General features: G+C 40.1%; 15 protein-coding genes. 8 read left to right on the top strand and 7 right to left on the bottom strand.

Translation table 11 applies throughout. From position 1 onward, the window contains the following. Nucleotides 1-117 precede the first annotated feature (117 nt). Complete coding sequence (gene leuS, locus FD723_RS31735) at nt 118-2,766, top strand: leucine--tRNA ligase (protein WP_179068886.1); 2,649 nt, start codon at nt 118-120, stop codon at nt 2,764-2,766. Nucleotides 2,767-3,097: 331 nt separating this feature from the next. Here leuS and FD723_RS31730 read toward each other — a convergent pair whose 3' ends face one another. Both FD723_RS31730 and FD723_RS31725 read right to left on the bottom strand, forming a co-directional pair. Next, nucleotides 3,098-4,717: a tetratricopeptide repeat protein gene (locus tag FD723_RS31730; protein ID WP_179068885.1), complete on the bottom strand. Its 1,620-nt coding sequence runs from the start codon at nt 4,715-4,717 to the stop codon at nt 3,098-3,100. Between the two features lie 296 nt (nt 4,718-5,013). Continuing rightward, complete coding sequence (locus tag FD723_RS31725; protein WP_179068884.1) at nt 5,014-5,235, bottom strand: DUF4327 family protein; 222 nt, start codon at nt 5,233-5,235, stop codon at nt 5,014-5,016. Nucleotides 5,236-5,530: 295 nt separating this feature from the next. On the opposite strand from FD723_RS31725, the gene FD723_RS31720 reads away from it, so the two are divergent. Beyond that, complete coding sequence (locus tag FD723_RS31720) at nt 5,531-6,763, top strand: cysteine desulfurase-like protein (protein ID WP_179068883.1); 1,233 nt, start codon at nt 5,531-5,533, stop codon at nt 6,761-6,763. Nucleotides 6,764-6,826: 63 nt separating this feature from the next. Here the strand turns inward: FD723_RS31720 and glp are convergent, their stop codons facing one another. Both glp and FD723_RS31710 read right to left on the bottom strand, forming a co-directional pair. Beyond that, complete coding sequence (gene glp / locus FD723_RS31715) at nt 6,827-8,086, bottom strand: gephyrin-like molybdotransferase Glp (RefSeq protein ID WP_179068882.1); 1,260 nt, start codon at nt 8,084-8,086, stop codon at nt 6,827-6,829. 53 nt (nt 8,087-8,139) lie between these two features. Further along, the gene (locus FD723_RS31710; RefSeq protein WP_179068881.1) at nt 8,140-8,772 is read right to left on the bottom strand and encodes a PEP-CTERM sorting domain-containing protein; all 633 of its coding nucleotides are present in this window, start codon (nt 8,770-8,772) and stop codon (nt 8,140-8,142) included. Between the two features lie 551 nt (nt 8,773-9,323). On the opposite strand from FD723_RS31710, the gene FD723_RS31705 reads away from it, so the two are divergent. The 6 genes from FD723_RS31705 to FD723_RS31680 all read left to right on the top strand — a co-directional run bounded on the left by FD723_RS31705 (nt 9,324) and on the right by FD723_RS31680 (nt 18,399). Then, nucleotides 9,324-10,514: a sensor domain-containing diguanylate cyclase gene (locus FD723_RS31705; protein ID WP_179068880.1), complete on the top strand. Its 1,191-nt coding sequence runs from the start codon at nt 9,324-9,326 to the stop codon at nt 10,512-10,514. Nucleotides 10,515-11,285: 771 nt separating this feature from the next. Next, nucleotides 11,286-11,789: a TerB family tellurite resistance protein gene (locus FD723_RS31700; RefSeq protein ID WP_179068879.1), complete on the top strand. Its 504-nt coding sequence runs from the start codon at nt 11,286-11,288 to the stop codon at nt 11,787-11,789. A 117-nt stretch (nt 11,790-11,906) separates the two neighbouring features. Next, on the top strand, nt 11,907-15,047 hold the full coding sequence (locus FD723_RS31695) for a thioester reductase domain-containing protein (protein ID WP_179068878.1): 3,141 nt from the start codon (nt 11,907-11,909) through the stop codon (nt 15,045-15,047). 288 nt (nt 15,048-15,335) lie between these two features. Then, a complete protein-coding gene (locus tag FD723_RS31690; RefSeq protein WP_179068877.1) occupies nt 15,336-16,598 on the top strand; it encodes a chorismate-binding protein in 1,263 nt (420 codons plus the stop codon). Then, nucleotides 16,595-17,593, top strand: a complete 999-nt coding sequence (locus FD723_RS31685) for an aldo/keto reductase (protein ID WP_218651774.1) — start codon at nt 16,595-16,597, stop codon at nt 17,591-17,593. Before FD723_RS31690 ends, FD723_RS31685 begins: the two co-directional genes overlap by 4 nt. Nucleotides 17,594-17,688: 95 nt before the next feature. Next, a complete protein-coding gene (locus tag FD723_RS31680) occupies nt 17,689-18,399 on the top strand; it encodes an isochorismatase family protein (RefSeq protein ID WP_179068876.1) in 711 nt (236 codons plus the stop codon). Between the two features lie 211 nt (nt 18,400-18,610). Here the strand turns inward: FD723_RS31680 and FD723_RS31675 are convergent, their stop codons facing one another. From FD723_RS31675 to FD723_RS31665, 3 genes are all read right to left on the bottom strand, one after another. After that, a complete protein-coding gene (locus tag FD723_RS31675) occupies nt 18,611-19,213 on the bottom strand; it encodes a thioredoxin family protein (protein ID WP_179068875.1) in 603 nt (200 codons plus the stop codon). Nucleotides 19,214-19,672: 459 nt separating this feature from the next. Beyond that, a complete protein-coding gene (locus FD723_RS31670; protein ID WP_179068874.1) occupies nt 19,673-21,247 on the bottom strand; it encodes an AAA-like domain-containing protein in 1,575 nt (524 codons plus the stop codon). A gap of 5 nt (nt 21,248-21,252) precedes the next feature. Further along, the gene (locus FD723_RS31665) at nt 21,253-22,701 is read right to left on the bottom strand and encodes an AAA-like domain-containing protein (RefSeq protein ID WP_179068873.1); all 1,449 of its coding nucleotides are present in this window, start codon (nt 22,699-22,701) and stop codon (nt 21,253-21,255) included. Nucleotides 22,702-23,411: the final 710 nt, after the last annotated feature.

Raw genomic sequence — 23,411 nt, 5'->3', positions numbered from 1 at the left:
AATAGTAAATTAATTTAATTAGAAAATAACTAGACAAATAATTCCCTCAATATAGTAGTTCAAATGTACTAGTAAAGTTAAATACTAGAAAATTAGTAGAGGTAAAGTGTAACAGGCATGAAACCATTGGAAATACGTGATTCTGTTGATTCCCGATATAACCCCGCAGCAATTGAGGAAAAATGGCAAAAAACATGGGTAGAACTTGGCTTAGATAAAACACCGACAGCTAGCAACAAGCCAAAATTCTACGCTCTTTCCATGTTCCCTTATCCATCGGGCAGCCTACACATGGGTCACGTCCGTAATTATACAATTACCGATGTGATTGCCCGTCTCAAGCGAATGCAAGGGTATCGGGTAATACACCCAATGGGTTGGGATGCCTTTGGCTTGCCAGCAGAAAACGCCGCCATTGACCGTGGTGTACCACCAGCAAAGTGGACTTATCAGAATATGGCTCAGATGCGGCAGCAATTGCAGCGTCTTGGTTTATCTATTGATTGGGAATGCGAACTTGCTACCTGTTCACCAGATTATTACAAGTGGACACAATGGATTTTCTTGCAGTTTTTGCAAGCGGGGTTAGCTTATCAAAAAGAAGCAGCGGTAAACTGGGACCCCATTGACCAAACTGTATTGGCAAATGAGCAAGTTGATAACGAAGGACGTTCTTGGCGCAGTGGGGCAATAGTTGAGCGGAAATTATTACGCCAGTGGTTTTTCAAGATTACCGACTACGCTGAAGAATTGCTCAATGACTTGCATAAATTGACAGGTTGGCCGGAACGCGTCAAGTCGATGCAGGCAAACTGGATTGGTAAATCTACAGGCGCTTACTTAGAATTTCCCATCATTGGGATAGATGAAAAAATCGCCGTGTACACCACACGTCCAGATACCGTTTATGGTGTCAGCTACCTGGTGTTAGCACCAGAACATCCCTTAACCAAGCGCGTCACGATAAAAGAACAGCAAACAGCGGTAGAAGCCTTTATTAAAGAGGTTTCCCATCAAAGTGAGTTAGAACGTACCGCTGAAGATAAACCGAAGCGGGGTATCCCCACAGGTGGTAAGGCAATAAACCCATTTACAGGGGAAGAAGTGCCGATTTGGATTGCTGACTATGTACTGTATGAGTATGGTACTGGAGCAGTGATGGGTGTACCAGCGCACGATGTCCGAGATTTTAAGTTTGCTAAAAATTACGATTTGCCAATTGATTTTGTCATTGTTTCCCCAGATGATGTTGCAGGTTTTGACTTAACTCCCACATCAGAGGTTGATGAAGTTACACAACTCATCCAAATTGAATACAACCAGGCATACACTGAACCAGGAATTTTAATTAATTCTGGGGCTTTTACTGGTATGACTTCCACAGATGCGAAACAAGCAATAATTGAATACGCCCAACAACAAGGTTTTGGGAAAGTGCGGGTGCAATATCGCTTGCGGGATTGGTTGATTTCGCGGCAGCGTTATTGGGGCGCACCGATACCTGTAATTCATTGTCCCAACTGTGGGATAGTGCCAGTACCCGACAAAGATTTACCAGTACAGTTGCCGGAAGAGGTTGAATTTACTGGACGTGGCGGTTCACCTTTGACTCAGTTAGAGAGTTGGGTAAATGTACCTTGTCCAACTTGTGGCACTCCGGCGAAGCGGGAAACTGACACGATGGATACTTTTATTGATTCTTCGTGGTATTTCTTGCGGTTTCCTGATGCTAAGAATGAACAACAGGTTTTCGATTCCAGTAAAATAAACGATTGGATGCCAGTCGATCAGTACGTGGGTGGGATTGAACACGCGATTTTACATTTGTTGTATTCGCGCTTCTTTACTAAGGTTCTGCGGGATAGAGGGTTACTGAACTTTGATGAACCTTTCCAACGCCTGTTAACTCAAGGTATGGTACAGGGTTTAACTTACCTAAATCCTAACAAAGGTGGTAAAGATAAATGGATTCCTTCTAATCTGGTAAATTCAGCCGACCCGCGCGACCCCCAGACAGGTGAACCATTGCAACGTCTTTATGCCACCATGTCTAAATCAAAGGGCAACGGTGTAGCACCAGAAGATGTAATTGCCAAATACGGTGTAGATACAGCGCGGATGTTCATCTTATTCAAAGCGCCACCAGAAAAAGATTTGGAATGGGATGAAGCCGATGTGGAAGGACAATTCCGCTTTTTAAATCGGGTTTGGCGTTTGGTGACGGATTATATTGCGGCTGGGGTATCTCGTAAAAAAGCTCAACTCTCTGATTTAACTAAGGTAGAAAAAGAATTGCGGCGGGCGATTCACACGGCTATTCAAGCGGTAACGGAAGACGTGGAAGACGAATATCAATTCAATACAGCTATTTCCGAATTGATGAAATTGAGTAATGCTTTAACTGATGCCGACGGCAAAAATTCACCAATTTACGCAGAAGGTATTCAGACTTTAGTGATTTTACTAGCACCATTTGCACCACATATTGCTGATGAATTGTGGCATTTATTGGGTGAAAACAATTCAGTTCATACTCAAACTTGGCCATCATTTGACCCTGATGCTTTGGTAGCTGATGAAATCACTTTAGTGATTCAAGTTATGGGTAAAACTCGCGGCTCGATTCAAGTACCAGCACAAGCAGATAAAGCAGCGTTGGAGAAATACGCCCGTGAATCAGAAATTGCTCAACGTTACATTGAAGGTAAAGAGATTAAAAAGGTGATTGTGGTGCCTGGAAAGTTGGTGAATTTTGTAGTTGGCTAAGAGGATGTTTGTCAAAATTATTTGTGAAACTGTACAAAATCAGACTCGCTGAGACAAGGGGCTTAAGCCCCTTGTTTTAGGCAACCTCATAGGCAATCGTGTATTTTGCTAAGAACAAGGGAAGAATTGGAGCATCTCGCCTTGATAAATATACCTGGCAATTAGAAATCGCGGCTATACAAATAAAGTCCACCTCCGTGGACTAATAAATCAAGAGTTTTTAACCTGCGTTCGCCCTTGGCGTTGCCGCAGGCTAGGCAGGTTTTGTCTATGTAGCTCCAATTTTTAATCGCCGAGGCAAGTAATAAAAATGTGACACTTAGGCTATGGTTTAGAAGTTTAAAATATCTAATGATTCTTCTATTTCTAAATCTAATATTTTTTCTCGTGTATCTTTGAGTGCTTCTAGCTTACCTTCTTGACGATAGATATCTGCCGCTTTTTGAAAATCTTCGATTGCTCCTTGTTTATCTGCGATTTCTAAACGAATATTGCCCCGATTATAATAGGCATCAGCATAGTTCAAATTAATCTGTATCGCCTGAGTATAATCTTCAATTGCTCGCTCAAAATCTCCTAAATCTGAATGAGCATTACCACGGTTGTAATAAGCATCGGCATAATTAGAATTAATCTGTATTGCTTGAGTATAATCTTCAATTGCTCCCTCAAAATCTCCTAAGTCGGAACGAGCATTACCACGTTTTTTATAAGCTATGGCATCTTGAGGATTAATCTTGATTGCTTGGGGAAATGCTGGTTGAGAGCCTAATAAATAACGAGCAATTCCACGGTTTTTATAAGCATTAGCATAATCGGGGTTAATTTTAATAGCCTGGGTATAATCCTCAATTGCTCCTTGATTATCTCCTGCATGAGAACGAGCTTCAGCCCGATTTTTATAGGCTACGGCAACATTAGGATTAATTCTGATTGCTTGAGTATAATCATTAATTGCTTCTTCTAATCGCCCAAGTTGATACAAGGCTAAACCTCGTTTATTATAAGATTTAGCATCATGAAGATTCATCTGAATTGCCTGAGAATAATCTGCGATCGCAGTTTCATAATCTCCTATTTGATAGTGAGCTAAACCTCGTTTATAATATAAACTAATATCACTATGGTTAACTTCTAAAGCTTGATTATAGTTAGTGATCGCATTAATATATTCTCCTTTTTCAAAATATTCATCACCTAGTTTTACGTAAACTAGATTTAAATCTTCACCACTATATTCAGGTTTAAAATAAGGTTTGACCACCTGATTTATAGTTGGCGGAGATAGAATTTCCTGTTTCGGGAGATATTTATAAATTGGTGGTTGTTGCCTAGAAGAATTATTTATAGAAGATTGTAATTGTTCTAAATAGCACCATAAACCACCACCATATAGTAATTGTTCTATCCCAAAAGAAATTTTACCAGTTTTCAACTTAATCATTCGGGTTGGCAGAAAGCCCGCTAAAAAAAGGTGATATTCAGATTGGGCTTCACTCACATCCTCTTGAATCAAAATGCAAACTACAACTGCATTTTTCTCAACTTCTTCAGAACTAATTGACCATCTTACTCTATCAATTCGACCGTGACGAGATTTAACCTCAATACCAATAGATGGGTCAGAAGTCAAGGTAAAATCTATATTGCCATCGCCGCCGAATCGCTTTTCATAATCGACTTCGGTAATAAAATCAGCTAAACGTTCTTTGACAACTTCCTCACCCAACTTTCCTTTAAGATAGCTAATAAAAACATCGCGGACTGGTAAAACACGCTTATATTTTTCAGCCATCTGCCAGCAAAATTCCCGTAGTGCCTTTAACCTTTCTCCAGAGATTACAGTTAATTCACTATATTGACCTTCTGTTTCACAATGAAGCAGACAACCAGATGCTAACCTTTTAATAAAATCAGACTGTAGCGATCGCAGTAGTGTAATCCAGTCCATTGATATTTCTGCGAATCTTTGAATGAGATTATTCTATTAAAATATCCATTCGGCGTAAACCTTTTAATTAGCTTGGGCGATATTCCCAAAAATTTTTTACTATTTTGCAATAATTCTTAATTTAAATTAATATATCACAATTAGCATTTTACTTTTCATTAAGATTTATTGCTTATTTTCAGACTTTTTTGTTGATAACCCCCGATTTAATTCGAGGGCTTTTAATCCCGAAAAACTAATTTGTAATTTTGATTTATTGCAATGCTGCTAATAGAATTCAGCTTTTCAATGCAGCCTCAATCATCTTCCCACAATTCGTGATTCAGTAGGTCAATAATTCTATCTCTGAGTAAAAATTCGTTTTTTTCTAACTCAAGCTCAAAATTCACCCAGTCACGATGAGGAATATATTTACAGATGGTATAAATCGGGTGTTGACGGTTAAGAAGTCCTTTTTTAACTAGTCTAAGTGCTTCTTCCTTGATAACCTCGATGTCGTATTTAACAGTAGTGTTCATAGGTTGTTCCTTTGTTTTCAATCAAGGAATTAAGAGTCAAAGCAAGTATTGTTTTGACTCTCCCTTAAACTTATCAAATAAAATTGGCGAGAATTGTGAAGAATCAAGACATTAACCCTTGCTAAAAATGTAGGTGTGTCAGTAAGATACTCTTTGTATACTCCCCTAGATAGATGATTACAGAGTAAGAAGCTGACACAACAAGCTGTAAACTCCAAAAGAGAATGTAGATGCTCTCTGGGCGACTTGCCAAAAGTAAGCTAGGGTAAAGAACATTCTCTAGATTACTGATACTATGCTCCTGAATCTTGATAAAGTTCGTCAATATTTTCCTGCTTTAGCTGGTGAATGGACTTTTTTTGATAATGCTGGCGGGTCACAAACCCTGAAAAAAGTAGTAGATAGAATTAGCGAATTTCTCTTGAGTTCTGATGTTCAGTTGGGAGCTTCTTATGGGGTATCTCAACTTGCAGGAGAACGATTGGCTCTAGCAACTAGGGGAATGGCTACTTTCATTAATGCCAATTCTTCTAAAGAAGTGGTCATGGGCCCATCTACTACAATGATGTTGAAAATTCTCTCAATTTGTCTGGGTCAAACCTTTACACCTGGCGATGAGGTGATTGTGACGAATTGTGACCATGAGGCCAATATTGGTGCTTGGGTCGCTCTTGAAAAACAAGGAATTAAGGTTAAAGTGTGGCAAGTTCGTCCAGATACTTTAGAACTTCATTTAGCAGATTTAGAACCATTGATGAGTCACCGTACCAAACTGGTAGCCTTGACTCATGCTTCTAATGTTCTGGGAACCATCAACCCGATTAAAGAAATTGCTGTATTTGTACACGATCGCAATGCCATGATTTGTGTAGATGGTGTAGCTTATGCACCCCACAGATTAGTTGATGTCCAAGATTTAGATGTTGATTTTTATACTTTGAGTTGTTATAAAGTCTATGGGCCACATCATGCCTTACTTTATGGTAAGGAAGAACATTTATTAAGATTGCCTGGTCTTAACCATTATTTTATTGAGCAGACAGATATACCTTATAAATTTCAGTTAGGAAATGTCAATTTTGAATTAAGTTATGGAATGTTAGGTTTATGTGATTATTTAAGTGAGTTAGCACAATTACACTATGGGAATGAAACAGCACCAGATTTGAGAAATCAAATGGTGCAAGCATTTGATTTAATTAGCATACATGAAGAACATATTAGCGATCGCCTCCTAAATTACCTCAATAGCAAGGCTAATGTGCGAGTGATTGGTCAATCAAAGGCTGACCGTCAAACCCGTGTGCCAACTATATCTTTTGTGGTAGATGGAATCAATAGCTCAACCATTCCGGCAAAAATTGACCAACACTATATAGGAATTCGCTATGGAGACTTTTATGCTAAACGGCTCATTGAATACCTGGGGTTAGCATCCCAAGGTGGAATAGTCCGGGTGAGTATGGTGCATTACAACACCCTTGAGGAAGTTAACAGTTTGATTGAAGCTTTTGAGCAGATATTTTAGTCATTGGTCATTGGGCATTAGTCATTGGTTATTCTCCCTTTTCTCCCCAATCCCCAGTCTCCATTATCCAAGCTGCAAAACTTGCACTTCTTCTTGTGGTGAAATTAATGTTTTACCCACTGGTAGAACAGCTAAAGCATTGGTTTGAGCTAAATTAATTAAGTTGCCGGAACTGTGACTACCACCAGCTTTGTGAAATTCGTAAACTCCATTAATTAATTGTAATTTACCCCAAAGGTAAGTTTCACGCTTGCCATCCGATCGCAATTCATCATGCGATCGCACTTTCAAAAATACTGATTCCCAACCTTCAGTAATTCCCGAAAGTTTCCTGATTGCTGGTAGCACAAACCGCCAAAATGTCACCAATACAGCCGCAGGATTCCCTGGTAAACCAAAATAAAGCGGGGAGTTTGTAGAGACGCGATTAATCGCGTCTCTACTGGGAAAAGTAGCAACAGTGAGGGGTTTTCCTGGCCTCATTTCTACAGCCCGAATGTGAATTTTTGCTCCTAGCGATTCGAGAATTTTGTCAACATAGTCATAATCTCCTACTGAGACACCACCAGAGGAGATGACTATATCAGCGATCGCAACGGCATGGCTAATAACTTTCTCCAGAGCAACTGGATCATCTTTCACAATGCCTAAAATTAAGGGTTCTGCGCCACTTTCTCTTACCAAAGCGGCGATCGCATACTGATTAGAATCCACAATTTGCCCTGGTTGTAACGGTTGATCAATTGTTGCCAACTCATCACCAGTGGATAAAATTGCCACCCGTGGACGGCGGTAAACACTTAATTGCGGACACTGTGCTGCTGCCAATACGGCAATTTCTGAGGCATTTAACTTAATTCCTGCTGGTAGTAGTTGTGTTCCAGCTTGATAAAAAGATGCTTTGTGTCTGACAAATCCTTGCGGTTTTGGCGCATCCAAGATAAATACGCGGTTTTCCTCCCGGTGTGTCTTTTCTTGCATCACTACAGTATCCGCACCTGCTGGGATCACTGCACCTGTAAAAATCCGCGCAGCTTGCCCTGGTTGAATTGTAGACTGAGGCTGATACCCGGCCGGAATATCTTCAACAATTTCCAAAATGGCTGGTTGTTCAGTGCTAGAGTGCTGTACATCTTCGTAGCGGACTGCATAGCCATCCATTGCCGAATTATCCCAATGGGGAAAATCTAGCGAACTGGTGACAGGTGTTACCAAAATGCGACTATCTGCTGTCAATAAATCGACAACTTCTGTATCTCGCTGACGATCTAACGGTTGTACTAAATTTAAAATAATTGCTTCTGCATCGCTGACAGATAACATAGCGATCGCCTCCGACTTTTTCTTTTATCCCTGTAAAATAACACTGACCAATTTTAGATTTTAGATTTGGGATTTGGGATTGATTTCTGCTTGAGAGTAAATCCTAAACTACATACTGCCAGTAAACCAATAATGATGCTTCCTTCGGGGACTTTGAATACCTGAACCGAATTGTTGCTTAAATCTAGTATTTGCTTTGTGCCTGCTGCATCTCTATTGTTAAAACCAAATTCTCTAACTAGAACCTCATTACTAAAACCTTGGTCTATGAGTGCGAGATTATTATTCAGCCATGTGTCACCAGGAAGCTCATCATCCTTGCCAACATCAAAGGGGCCAAAGATTTGTTGCGTAGTGTTATCAAAGTTAAATCTCAAAAAGCTGTAGTTAGATACACCATTCAGCACTGGAGTAAAACTATTTATGAGATTATTCAATGGATCAAAAAAGGAAATTGAGAGGGACTGTAAGTTATGTGTAGCTCCCGAACCTACCTCAGAAATGATGTTGGGAGCAGTTGTTGTATCGTAGTTAAATGAACCTTGAGCTAAATAACCAGTGTCTCCCTTCCAGTTAAATTTGAATTCAGCAGCATGAACTAGGTTGTTGGTGGTTATAGCGATCGCTAACCCTAAAGCAGTAGTCGTCACTAGACTAATAGCTGTTTTTGTAAAAACATGCATCATGATACAACTTCCAAATTAGTTAAAATTAAGTTTCTTTCTACAAAAATACAAGATTTCCTTAAAACAGACTCTTGTGGGGTGGATAGTATTCGACTGACTTGTACTGAGCCTTGTCATTGGCACAGCCTCTCGTAGAGAAGTAGCGCTAGCGCTCATGCCAAAATCTTAACCACCCTAATTATGGAAATTTTATGGATAACAGTTTAAATGCCAAACCTAAGTCATCATCTTAATATAAAAAACAGGAGCAATTATTATTCTCCAACCCCTAAATAAAAATACCTATTTTGTAAGTAGGTCGGCAGAATAAAACCAAACTATGTTAGCAAAAATGAACGAGGCTGAAACCCTCCTGCCTCCTTAACCTCGTAATTTTTGTAAGTATGCAAAAAATGGCTGTATCAAAAATATCAACTTTTGATCGGTAACTCTGATAGTATGATAAGTTTTAATAAATTCTTGCTGATATTGATAATTTTCAACCTGGCTTTGGGCAAAAGACCTTGTAAGTATCTAAATACTCAGGGAATTTGCACAGTGGTTGGGGTGACATGAACAACAGAGCAAACCAAAGGCATGAAGAACATCATGTAATACAATATTTCTGTATATTCAACCGAGTGTTGATTTTCGTTGCAGAGATGTTTATGTCACGTAGCCTTGCTGCTGGAGGGGTAATACTGCGGTTGTTGCAAAATTTCCAGCCTTCCAGATTTTCCTGGTTAAGACTCAGACACTCATTTGTGAAAACCCAAGCTGTTCCTCTACCTGATAATGAAGCAGAAAGACTCAAAGCCCTGGCGGACTACAATATCCTGGATACCCTACCCGAACAAGCATTTGATGATATAACTGCTCTTGCTGCCTACATTTGTAAGACTCCAATTGCTCTAATTAGCTTAGTTGATGCCGATCGCCAATGGTTTAAATCTAAGGTTGGACTACAAGGTAGTGAAACACCCAGAGATTGGGCTTTTTGCTCCCATGCCATTCTTGAACCAGAGGATATATTGGTGATTCCCAACGCCATTAAGGACGATCGCTTTAATAACAATCCCTTAGTCAAAGGTAATCTCAAAATTCGTTTTTATGCTGGTGCCCCTCTAATTACACCCGATGGTCTTCCCATTGGGACGTTGTGTGTTCTGGATACTATTCCTCATCATCTAAGTTACCAGCAGTTAGATGCACTGCGCCGCCTAAGTCGCCAGGCGATCGCTCAGATGGAACTCATTCAGGAAGTTCGCAACCGCAAACAAGCGTCCCTGACTGATGAATTAACCGGTCTGCATAACCGACGTGGTTTCTTTGTGATGGCTGAACAAGAGTTAAAAATTGTTCACCGGATGAAAGCCTTGTGCTGGGTTATCTTCATTGATTTAGATGGGCTAAAACAGGTTAACGACACCCTGGGTCACGATATGGGAGATGCCTTGATTATTGATGCTGGTCGATTACTCAAGCAAAGTTTTCGCAGTTCAGATATTGTTGCTCGCTTGGGTGGAGATGAGTTCATTGTTTTCATCTCCAGCTACTTTAAAGATGCTGATAGTATCCAAGAGTATCTGCAAGTAAATATCGCCAACTTTAATCAACAGCAAAACCGTAATTATGAACTCTCGATGAGTATGGGGATAGAGTGTTACTCACCAGAAAGTAATATGTCACTAGAAGAAGTAATCGCCAGGTCTGACAAATTAATGTACGCTCAGAAGCGTTTGAAGCGGCAATCTTTTACATAATTTATTTCTTGGAAGTTCCTTAGAACTAGTTTTTATACCAATACGCTTGGGTTCAAGGGCTACTGGCAACAATTTTGGGTTTTCAAGACGCGATAAATCGCTGAGGCTCGTTCGCCCTTGGCGTCTCCTCTTCTCTACGAGACGCTACGCGAAGGGAGAATACTCGCTAACGGCAGTTCCTCATGGGGGGAACCCCCTACAGCCCTTCGGGCATCCTATGGCAGGCGCGAGCCTCTCCCTTTGGGAGAAGACCGGACTGCCTCACCATTCCAAATCAATGAAACGCTTACGTTGTATTGATTTTTAATTTTTAATTTTTAATTCCGCCTTGCGGTACTAGCTGCTGCCTCCCTTACTGGCGGCATAGCAGTCAGGATCAGCATTTCCAGTTGGAGGCTGAAAACGAGATTTGAAGAGGCTCTTAGCTTAAGTTGACACCAATGGCAAGATGCCCACCCCACAATCATATTGGAAAAATATTAGTGCAAATTAAAGGCGCAACAGCTTAATTTAAAGATTAAACTTTCCGATTCAGGGTGAATATGTGGGTACAATTAAGCATAACTATGTGAATAAACAAAAATTAGGCTAAAACTCTATTTCTATTGTTTCCTAGTACCTAATCACTCCATAATCTCAACAAAAAATATTTATACCCGACTCTTAACTGTCTCGATTTTTTCCTTAACTGTCTGCTTAACTGTCTTATCTGTCCTTGCACCCATATTGTGTTTCTAATAGCATAAAAATGCAGTAAAAAAGGATAAATAAATGACAGTAACAACTACTGACACCCGTAAAATTATTGGAGATTGGGTTTACAAATACACGCTAAATTTTAAGCAACCACCCCAAGGAGCAATAGAAGCATTTGCCAAAGCATTGCTCATAGCAGCTAAGGGAGATAGTGTAATCTCACAAGCAGAGAGAGACTGGGTAGTTGGCTTAACAGCAGCAAAAGGAGCTTCTGAAAAGTTAATTGAAGAGCTACAAAACTATCAAGCTAATGAAGATATAGAGCAGGTACTCTCGAAAGATTCTATAGCTGATGGAGCCAGAGAAGCACTGCTCTACACTGCAATTGAAGCTTCTGCTGCTGATGGTGAATATAACGATGGTGAAAAAGCATCTGTACGCAAAATTGCAGCCAGATTAGGAGTTTCTGAGAATGTGGTTAAGCAATTAGAAGCTCATTATGCAGAAGATAGAGCTTTATTTAAAAAGAAAATTCAGACACTCTATCCTAATGGACATTCTTCGCTTTATCCTATCTAAAAATTGACCATAAAAGCGGGTAGAGCTTGATATGATATCCAGGCTATTTTTGTGGTGCTTCTAAGCTATAAATCTTACTCTGCCCTTTTTTACAAAATCTATGTATCATAAAATTCGATGATTTTTCGCAGTCCATATCCTGATATTTCGATCCCAGAACAGCCACTAACAAAATTTGTATTGCAAAGGGCAGTAGAATTAGCCGACAAACCTGCCTTCATTGAAGGACTGAGCGATCGCATAGTAACCTATGGACAATTAGAAGATTTCATCGGTCGAGTTGCTGCTAGCTTGGCGGCGCGTGGCTTTTCCAAGGGTGATGTTTTAGCTATTTATAGTCCTAATATTCCTGAGTATGCGATCGCTTTCCATGCCGTCATCACTTTGGGTGGAGTCATCACCACAGTCAACCCATCCTACACGGTAGAAGAACTGACATATCAACTAAATAATGCTGGTGCAAAATATTTAATCACAATCCCTGACCTGGTAGCGCAGGCATTAGAAGCTGTCAGTTACTCAAGGGTAGAGGAAGTGTTTGTGTTTGGTGAGGCGGCTGGAACTACTTCATTTTCTGTGCTTTTAGAGAGCAAAGGGGAAGTTCCAGAAGTACAAATCGATCCCAAAGAAGATTTGATGTTGTTGTTGTACTCTGGTGGCACCACTGGTTTACCCAAAGGTGTGATGCATAGCCACTATACGTTTCAGGCAAACCTTTACGAATTCCAAAACTGCGAACCGATTACCGAGGCTGATACACTCATCGGAATTCTGCCGTTTTTTCATGCCTACGGGATGCTGATGCTAAATTACAGCCTTGCTTGTGGTGCCACAATTGTGACAATGCCGCGCTTCGATTTGGAGACATTTTTGAGCCTGATCGAGAAGCATAAAATTACCCGTACCCATATCGTGCCGCCAATTGTGCTAGCGCTAGTAAAACAGCCAATAGTGGTTAAATACGATCTTTCCAGCTTGCGGGTAATTACTTCTTCAGCAGCGCCACTCAGCCGTGAATTGATCGAAGATTGTAAAAAGCGTCTTTCTGATTGCGTCATCAAGCAAATATATGGAACCACAGAAACCTGTGTGAACCTGCACGCTCCCGATGAATGTTATGAGAGCAAACCTGGCTCAGTTGGTCAATGTATCAGAAATGTGGAATGTCAAATTGTAGATATTGATAGCCAACAGCCATTAGCTGCCAATCAACCAGGAGAAATGTGGATACGCGGCCCGCAGCTAATGAAAGGATATTTACATAATCCTGAAGCAACTGCCAACGCCATCGATCGAGACGGTTGGTTTCATACGGGTGATGTTGTCTATGCTGATGAAGACGGCTATATTTACATAGTCGATCGGATTAAAGAATTAATTAAGTGCAATGGATATTCCATAGCGCCAGCAGAATTAGAGGCAGTATTGCTGAGTCATCCTGCGATCGCAGATGCTTGTGTAATTCCCAGTCCCCATCCGAGTAGTGGTGAAGTTCCCAAAGCTTTTGTCGTTCTTAAAAGCGCAGCTACGCCAGAGCAAATTATGGAGTTTGTCGCTGGACAAGTTGCATCTCATAAAAGAATCCGCAGGCTAGAAATTGTAGATAAAATTCCCAAATCATCTGCTGGAAAAATTTTGCGTCGGATTTTAGTGCAACAAGAACTGATAAAAATTCAAGAAGAAACTGCTGATGAGCAACCATTGAACCTACGAGTTGAGTTTCTGCAACAATTAGATGACGCTTCTTTTAGTCAACGCCAAGAATTATTAGTTGCCTACGTTAAAAAGCAATTTTTAAAAGTTTTAGAAATAGATTCATCCCAATATTTGGATACAGAAAAGCCTTTGAGCGGACTCAGGCTTGATTCTCTCACGAATATCGATCTTAAGAATCGTATTGATACAGAATTAGGAGTAAACATACCCATAGAAATTTTGCTTGGTGATTCCAATATCAACCAAATAGTAAATCTATTAATTCAGCAATTAGCAGCGAAGAATACAATTCCCTCAAAACCTGACTCAACAGAGTTAGCGACAGATTTAAATTCAGAAGCAGTTTTGGACTCTACAATATTCCCAGAATATCCATTTGAGTCATTTGTAAGTGAGCCAGATTCTATTTTTTTGACTGGAGCTACAGGATTTTTAGGAGCTTTTTTACTCCAAGAACTTTTGCAGCAAACCCAGGCGAATATTTATTGTCTTGTACGTTCTGCTGATACTGAATCAGGCAAAATTAGGATTAAAAATAATTTAGATTCCTATGGAATTTGGAATGAAGATTTAGCTTCTAGAATTATTCCTATTTTGGGAGATTTATCTCAACCACTTTTAGGTTTATCATCAGAAGAGTTTCAAAAGATGAGCAGCCTAATCGATGTCATCTATCATAATGCTGCTTGGATCAACTATGTCTATCCCTACTCTGCATTAAAGCCTACCAATGTTTTAGGAACTCAAGAAATTCTTAGATTGGCGAGTCTTGTAAAAACTAAGCCAGTACATTACATTTCCACCGTTGCTGTTTTTGAGTCATCTGCTTATTCAGGAAAGATCGTAACTGAATCAGATAAACTCATTCATAATAAGGGAATGAAACTCGCTTATTCTCAGAGTAAATGGGTAGCAGAAAAACTGGTAATGATGGCACGCGATCGAGGAATTCCAGTTTCTATTTACAGACCACCATTTATTTCTGGGCATAGTCAAACAGGTGCTTGGTATAAAGATGATGTCATCTGCCGTACTATCAAAGGCTGTATTCAAATGTGTAGTATGACAGATATTACTGATAAATTAGATTTAGCCCCCGTAGATTATCTCAGTCAAAGTATTGTTTATTTATCGAAACAAAAAGATTCCATAGGAAAGGCTTTTCATTTAAATAATCCTCAACCATCTGATTGGATTTATCTGACATATTTTATCCGCTCTTTGGGCTATCCTCTAACGCATATTGCTTATCAAGATTGGCAAAATCAACTAAGCAATAGTCTACGCTCCAGAGAAAATCCCCTCTATCATCTTTTGCCCTTCTTCCTCAAAAAAATGCCTCAAGAAAAGCTCTCTAGTTCTGAGCAGCATCAGCAATTAACAGATCCCCAACTTAGTTGTTTGGCAACACAGAATGCACTTGCAGGTAGTTCTATAATATGCCCTCCCGTTAATGAGCAATTACTGAATACCTATTTCTCATATTTCATTCGTAGTCGCTGGCTTGACTCAGCTAAAAAGAGCATTGTCTCAAATGTTTAAATTTTTACGGGCTACTGGCAAAAACTTTGGGTTTTCTAGACGCGATAAATTGCCGTCTCTACAAGTGTTTTGGTCTTATATGAATTGTATTATGCTATGTATAATTCTATAAAATAATGTGTTTTGAATATACAAAGCTTCCGAAAAAATGCACTGGATTATTTATTAAAATAACCGCCAATTAAAAATAATTACTGAATGCAAGTTTGCAGAGAATTGGCATTAGATAAAAATAGACTGTAAATGCAATGAATGCATATTGTTGTTAACTCTCAAGGATGCTCGAAAATGTGGGTTTGGCATACTGAAACGAAGTCTGTGCGATGTGTATTGCCATTGTTAAACCTTGAAGTGGTACACATTGATGGTCAGTTAAAGGTATTAGTAGATGGCGCTTTCAAGGAGTTGAAAAATCATTCAAATACTCCAAAAAATCTGGGCGAACTGTTGATATATCTAGACAATTGGATTGAAGACCACAATCTTACCGCTTCAGGTATTATCGGGTCTGAGTGCAGATCCTTACTAGATGAAAAACTGCATTGGATAACTGATTCATTTCTAATTTCAGAACAAATTCAAGGAGAATCTCTTGTTTTTGTAATGCAAGCAGGAAATACCGAGGAATTCCTTGCAGGTGAAGCTCATTCGCGTAGCGTATCGCAGACAAGATTCGCTAACGCTGCGTGTAGCTTGCTTCCCCATAACGGTATAAGTTGGGAAACTGCAAGGGTAAAATGCCTCACTAATGATGGTTTACCTCAGATCCTAATTGACAACCACATAGTTGAAGAAGTCAATAAAGTGGTGACTCACGGCTTGGAAATTCGACAAAGATTAGATATTGACCATTTGGTAGTGTCAGTAAACTTTCCAGTATCTATTAATGCTGACTTGCATAATTCCTGGCTCTCTTCCGTCAAAACTCATTTCCCTCAAGGGTTTTTGATGAAGAGTAAGAATTGGGATCTTATCAGCTGTACACCAGAACGATTTATTTCTATTACTGATGCAAAACTTAAAGTGCAAATTCTTGCTGGAACCTTTCAAAAAGGGACGGATTTCGACAAAAGCAGTTTAATGGATGAACATCAAGCTGCCCGAAATACTCTGCGCTCCATTGTAGAAGGCGTAGTAGGAAAACTTGAACTAACAGCGGACTGTAACTTAGTTGAATTTGACAAAATCACACACTTTCACTCAGCTTTTGAAAAACCTCATCAGAGCGATACTTCTATGCTCTGGACTTTAGCTCATCTTACACCTAGTCCGGCTACTGGAACACAAGATAGCCACACACAAATTGCTATTCAACAATTAGAAGGTAGGACTCGTGGTTACTATGGTGGTTGCTTTTTTCTCCGAACTCCTGGTTTTCTGGAAAGTTTAGTGTCTATCCGTTCTATTTTCAAGACGGAAAAGAGCGAAGTTGCCGAAATGATTGTGGGAGCAGGGTTAAAGAAAGGATCGACTTTGAGTAGTGAATCAGCGGAAATTATTTCAAAGGCTACTAGTTCCGCAAAATTACTAGGTGTGAGGTTAGGAAAGTGACAATAAATCCGTTGAAGAAAAAGAGTCTGGGAAACACCAGTCTGGAGGTGACTCGTCTGGGTCTGGGATGTACTTCCTTGGGAGGGATGTATGAGGATATGTCAGAAGAACAAGCTGTGAAAGTGGTACATCGCAGCCTGTCGTTAGGATTAAACTTGTTTGACACAGCACCTTTCTATGGGTCAGGCAAAAGCGAACAGCGGTTGGGTAAAGCGTTAGCAGAAATCCCTCGCGATCGCTTTATACTGGCAACTAAAGTCGGTCGTACTCTGGTGCCAACTTTGGGTAAGGATCGGGGAAAGAAAATTTTTGTCAATCCGCTTCCCTTCCAACCGATCTTCGATTTCAGCTATGACGGCATTATGCGCTCATTTGAAGAAAGCCTAACCCGTCTGAGGTGCGATCGCATTGATATTTTACATATTCACGATCCTGACGACCATTACACAGAAGCGATTGAGTCAGCATATCCAGCCTTAGAAAAATTACGCAGCCAAGGTGTTATCCAAGCTATTAGTGTTGGAATGAAGCAGTGGGAGATGTTGGTTAGATTCGCTCATGAAGGGGACTTCGACTGCTTTTTGTTAGCCGGTCGTTATACCCTCCTAGACCAAAGTGCTATGGCAGAACTCTTACCTTTATGTATAAAGAAAAACATTAGTGTTATTTTGGGCGGTACTTATAATAGCGGTATTTTAGCAACAGGAGCGCAGCCAGGAGCTAAATATGATTACGCAGATGCGCCATTAGAGATTTTAGAACGAGTACGACAGATAGAAGCGGTGTGCGATCGCTACCAAGTTTCCTTAAAAGCAGCAGCCTCTCAATTTGCTTTGGCTCACCCAGCTGTCACTGCGATTATACCCGGTGCGGCAACAGTCGAACAGGTGAACGAAAACTTTAGTTTATTACAGCAGAAAATCCCTGATGAATTTTGGGCAGAGTTACAGCTGAAAGGGTTGCTTAGGAAAGATGCACCAACACCGGCAGGATAGCTTATATTCCAAAACCCACATCTAAATTGTCTTATTGCCATTTAGACCAAAAGTACTTAGCTCACAGAATAAATAATTATATTTGGAGAACTAAAATGAGTAAACTAAGTTCAGGTTGCCGTCCATATCAGTTGCCTGGAACAGAATGTCTGCAATATAACCGAGTTCAATGGCAAGTTATGCCCTCAAGAACAGCACTGTTAATTCATGATATGCAGAAGTATTACCTAAGACCTTTAATGGGTGGAAGTGAAAAACCAGGTAGACGTTTAATTGAGAACGTAAAAGCAATTAGAGAAGCTTGTGTTGCGGCTCATATACCTGTTATATACACTGTTGCTAGTCCTTGTGAGCGTATTGAACAACGTGGTTTGCTCTACGATTTTTGGGGAGGTGGGATGACTAACACGGTAGATGACACTGAAATTGTAGATGAGATTAAGCCAGATTATAGCTGCGATCGCATTATAGTTAAGCATAAATATAGTGCGTTCTACAAAAGCAATTTGGCAGATACCTTAAAGGCTTTAAAAACAGACCAGTTAATCATCACAGGTGTTTACAGCCATATTGGCTGCATGGCTACTGCACTAGATGCTTTAATGAGAGATATACAAGTTTTCTTTGTTGGCGATGCAGTTGGAGATTTTTCAGTGGATTTTCACATGTCTTCCATCGCTACTATCGGTAACTGCTGCGGACAGATTTATCTAACTGAGATGCTCAAAGAAGCTCTTTTACCCAAAATAGAAAGAAATCAAGTTTTGGTTCCACAAGTTGGTGTTATGAGAAGTCCGCTTGATTAATGTAATATTCCCCTTTTCCCAAAGGAAAAAGCTGACGCCAACATCTATAATTCAATACAGTTCAGAGCAACCCAAAGCCCTCATGTGGAGACGCGATAAATCGCGTCTTAAAAGACCCATTATCTACACCAATAGCCCTTAAATGAACCGTATTAGTCTATTGGCGCAAGTTTTAGTCTGGGTCTAAATCCCATTAAATAACAATCTTTAATTAGGAATTATTTTCATTTACCACCTGGCTGCCATGACTGCGGGGATCATCTTGACTAGCCGTTGGTGCTACTGGAGCCGAAAATTTAGAAACTTTCCCACTAGCTTGAGCATAGGGGAGAGACGAACCAGTAACCAAAGCTTCTAAATTGCTAGCCATAATCTTCCGGGGTTGATCGCCGATGGCTTGGGCTATGGTTTCTCCTTGCTGACTCAAAAATACAAAATGAGGAATCCCATCTACCCGATATCTCAGCATTTCCGGCAGCCACTTGGTATTATCCACATTCAGCATGACAAAATTCATCTTGTCAGCATACTCTGTTTCTAGTTGAGTGATGTCTGGTGCCATTTTTTGGCAGACAGTACACCAATCAGCATAAAACTCTACTAGAGATGGTTTGCCGTTGCTGACTGCTACTTCCAACGGTGTGGAGTTATCGCTTAACTTGGCGAGGGTAGCTGAGGTTGTTTCAGTTCGCAATCCTAAGACGAGGGAAACGCTAAGTGCGATCGCTACCATTACAATTAAGAAGTTTCTCAGACGCTTCCCGAATGTAGATTCAGGTTTTTCGGGAGAATTAACAGGTGAGTCAGTACTCATAACAGCATTATTAAAACTTATTAGGCAATTTCCTCTTTAGTTTAGCTGACTCCAACTACTGTTTAACGTTTCGCGAAAGTCCCCACCCTCAACTCTGAATAGGGTGGAGATAGGAAAACTCTCAATACGGTTCGGTTAACAAATTTATCTGTTGAGGCAAGCAGGGGAGGCAGGGGGAGAAGAGAGGTAGGGGAGGAAGAATTAACTTTTTTCCTCCCTTGCTTATCCGAACCGTATTGGGAAAACTCCTTTAAAACCTCGTTTCCAGCCTCCGGCTGGAAATGCAACTCAAAAGCGGCTCTGCCGCGAGTCTTGAGGCTCCGCCTCAACGATGAGCGTTCCCAGTCGGAGACTGGGAACGAGGCAAAACCGTATTGCGACCAATATTAGCCGTTAGCGGGACGTTTATCCCTTAATTTTGAATTTTGAATTGATTCATAAATGTGACCCCTACATCCTTCACAGTTGATTTAGTAATGGGTTTGAGATCGCTGGACAATGCTTTTTATACTCAAAATTCACCATCCCCAATCCTAAAACAATTATCAATGCCCAACTTAACGCGCCTAGAAAAAATAATCTTTGAAATCTAGCTACTTTTTGCTCTTGAACTAGTCTAGCTTTAACTTCTTTAGCTCGTTCTGCTTCTAGCCAAGTCTCAACTTGTCGCCGATCAAATTCTTGGCTAGCAGCTAGAAACTGATAATCCAAATCACTCAAGCTTTTACCTTGTGACCAAGCTAGAGCCTCAAGTAAGGCTTTCCCGCGCAATAGTCGCGAATTATCATGATGTTCTGAGGCTACCCAGGCATTTAATGCTTGAGAGTAGGGTCGTAATTTTGCTAATTGTTTTTCTACCCAAGTTTGGTTGAAAACCTCTTCATAAATACGGTTCTTGACTTTTAGTTGCCCTTGCTGCTTGGTTACTAATCCCGACAACAGCAGTTCTATTTCCTCTTCTCCATCATCACAAGCTATCTGAATCCCTTGTAAGACTTGCTGGTACAATCCCAGCAACCCTCCAGCACGTCGCTCATTTCTCAGCAAGCGATCGCGGATTGTTTTTAAATGCTCTGGATCATCTTTTGCTTCCCATTTATCGATAATATGCGTTTGCACTAATTTTTCTAAAATTAATAATGGAAATTGGTAATAAAAATTGATAAGATGTTGATTAATAATTGGTAAATGGTTATCTAATTTATAACGCTCGTCAACTTCTAGGCTTCTTTGATCCTGAACATCCTTACTTCCAGAATTTCTTTCTTGTGCCACTATTTGACAAAGTTTTTGAGTGAGAAATGGCTGACCATTTGTCCAAGATAAAATTTCTTTGAGAACTGCCATTGGATTAGCTACTTTGCTATCTAAACCTGCTGCTAATGGCTGAACTTCTGATAAATTAAACCCATGCAACTCAATAGATTTACCTATATTGAATGGGGTACAGTTTCGATCGATAATCAAATCTGAAGGTGTTGCCACTCCAAACAGTGACCAAGTTAGGCGGTTATATTCTGAGTTTTCCGCTCGTTGATTGTAGCATGAGCGAATTAGGGTAAAAAAATCGACTACAGGAAAATTCAAACCTAAAACACTATCAATTTCATCAACAAAAATAAATATTTTTTCAGCCTGGATTTGCACTAATAAAATATCTTCAATAAATTGGCTCAATCGCTGTAATACAGGTAAATCTTCTCGCTCTGACCACCAGGCTTTTAAATTAACTTTGTTAAATAGATTAAAGCCCCTTAATAAGTCAACTACTATGCCTTTATACCACTGAGCAGGAGTAATATTGCCGTTACCGATCCGAGTCATGTCGATAGAAGCACAACTGAAGCCTGCTTGTTCTAATCGATGTCTCATTTGTAACCGCAAGCTAGATTTTCCCATCTGTCGGGAACTAAATACATAACAAAATTCACCTTTAATTAGATAATTATAAAGTTCAATATCAGCCTGCCGTTCTACATAGCTAGGAGCGTCAATTTTGAGACTACCACCAATTTGATATTCATACTTATTCATAACATTTAGATTAATTGCTCTCGGAAATATAGCCGATATAACTCACAGCTAGGCATTGCTTGATTTCCTTCCAGTTTTACCAGACCCATACTTTCTAATTTATAGGCTGCGATCGCTTCTAATTGCACACTGGTTGGAGATGTAACTACTCGTTTGAGCGCTGTCGCTAGTTCAAGATGTTCTTGGATATTAGTTAAATGATGCCGTAAATAGTTGCTATAGATGCCCGCTATTGTGGGAGCTTCTTCTAGTAGTTGTTCTAGGGTTACTGCTTGATGTCCCAGGTTGTAAAGAGCCAGACGAGCTAAATAGGGATGACCACCAATCATTGCTAGTAGAGGAGCCAGCTTTTGCAATCCTTGCTCACCTTTAGCCCAATCCAATTCATGACGCACTGCCAATTCTTGCATTTGCTCTAAACTAAATTCTGGTAACTTAATCGGTAGTCCCACATTGAAAGGGGATTGATTAATATCTAACGGGATATAAGCTTCAGTGGCATGAACTACTACTAATCGAAGTTTTTGCCAGATTTCTAATTCGGAGGCATCCTCGTACCAAGAGCGCAGTAGTGGGAGAAAGTCGCGAGAGATTTCTGGATACTCGAAAATTCGATTTACTTCATCTAAAGCTAAGACTATCGGAGCGTCAATTTTCTCCAGCAAATACTCCTGTAAATACAATGTGCAGCTAACTTTGCTGCCAATATCATCATCCCAATAATCATCTAGTCTGATTTCTAGGTTCAACTGCCGACTGACGTTAGCACAAAACCATCGTAAGAATTTTTCTAAGCTAGTGAAAACTTGACTATCTGCCCTCTGTAAACTGATCTGTACAGTGTGTACTCCAGTCTGTTTAGCATGAGTCAGAATTCTATGCATTAGAGACGTTTTTCCCATTTTACTGGGGGCTTTGATTCTGATTAGGCTACCAGGTTTCTTGATTTCGGTATATGTGCGTTCTTCAATTGGCGGACGCTTGATGTAGAAAGAGGAATTGAGCGGTACTGAGCCACCAGGAAGTTCTAAGGAGTCGGGATTAAGAACTGAAGTTTTTCTCTTGTCTTGCTTTCCCATAACCAAAAAAGACCCTGATATCCCACCATGATTAGAGAGAATCTCCAGCGACTTTTTCCCTCTGCTTATTTGCTGAGACTGCCTCAAGACTGCTGGCACACTTTGTAATTTTTCTAACAAAACTCTACTTTGCGATCGCCGTCTTAAAACTGAACGAAAATTACTTTTTGTTACCTCCTCCCCAAAAGCTTGTGAAAGTAACTTCCATAACTTAGAACCCACATCTTTGATATAATTTGCATCATAACCACAGCTATCAGCGATATCTGGATAAGTTTGTCCTTCCCAAGCTTTACGAAAGACTATTTCCTGAACATCACTTAAGCCATGTTCAAGAAATGTGTCTAAAATTGCTAGTGCTTCTTCTATATTCATTAGTAAAAATCATAAAGTTTCTTTTAAATAAGACTTTAGCGGAATTATTCATATTTTTTTCATTATTTACTTAAATTTAAACAGTCATAGAAATTTATAGCAGTTTTCATTTATCCCCTAGCGCGTAGTTTATTGACCTAAAAATAGCTATAATTGGTATCAAATTGATTTAAACTCGCTATTCTCAGTAGGAACTGGAAACTGGGTAAAAAATTTCTTTAAAGCCTCTCTCCAAGCCTAGCATTCTGTAGGGAAGGAGACGACTTCGCTAATCCACATATTTATCTTCCTAGTCGCTAGTACAACACGACGTAAATAAACCACCCCTGACGCTCGTTCGCCCTTGGCGTCTCCCCTTCTCTACGAGACGCTACGCGAAGGGAGAAGACTCGCTAACGCTGCGCTAACGGCAGTTCCTCATGGGGGAACCCCCTACAGCCCTTTGGGCATCCTACGGCAGGCGCTAGCCTCTCCCTTTGGGAGAAGACCGGACTGCCTCACCATCCCAAATCAATGAGACGCTTACGCTGTATTAATTTTTAATTTTTAATTCCGCCTTGCGGTAATAGTCCCCAGTACCCAATTCAATTTTATCTCGTTGCATGAAACCACCTTAGGTTTTAACCTTAGAGTTAGTACAATGGCTCTGCACAAGTATCGCCTTGCTAAAAAATAGATCGAGTCCAGCTAAGAAGTTGAGAATCTTGTTA

The organism is Nostoc sp. C052, from assembly GCF_013393905.1.
Lineage (GTDB): Bacteria > Cyanobacteriota > Cyanobacteriia > Cyanobacteriales > Nostocaceae > Nostoc.
This window is presented reverse-complemented; position numbering and strand designations above follow the sequence as displayed.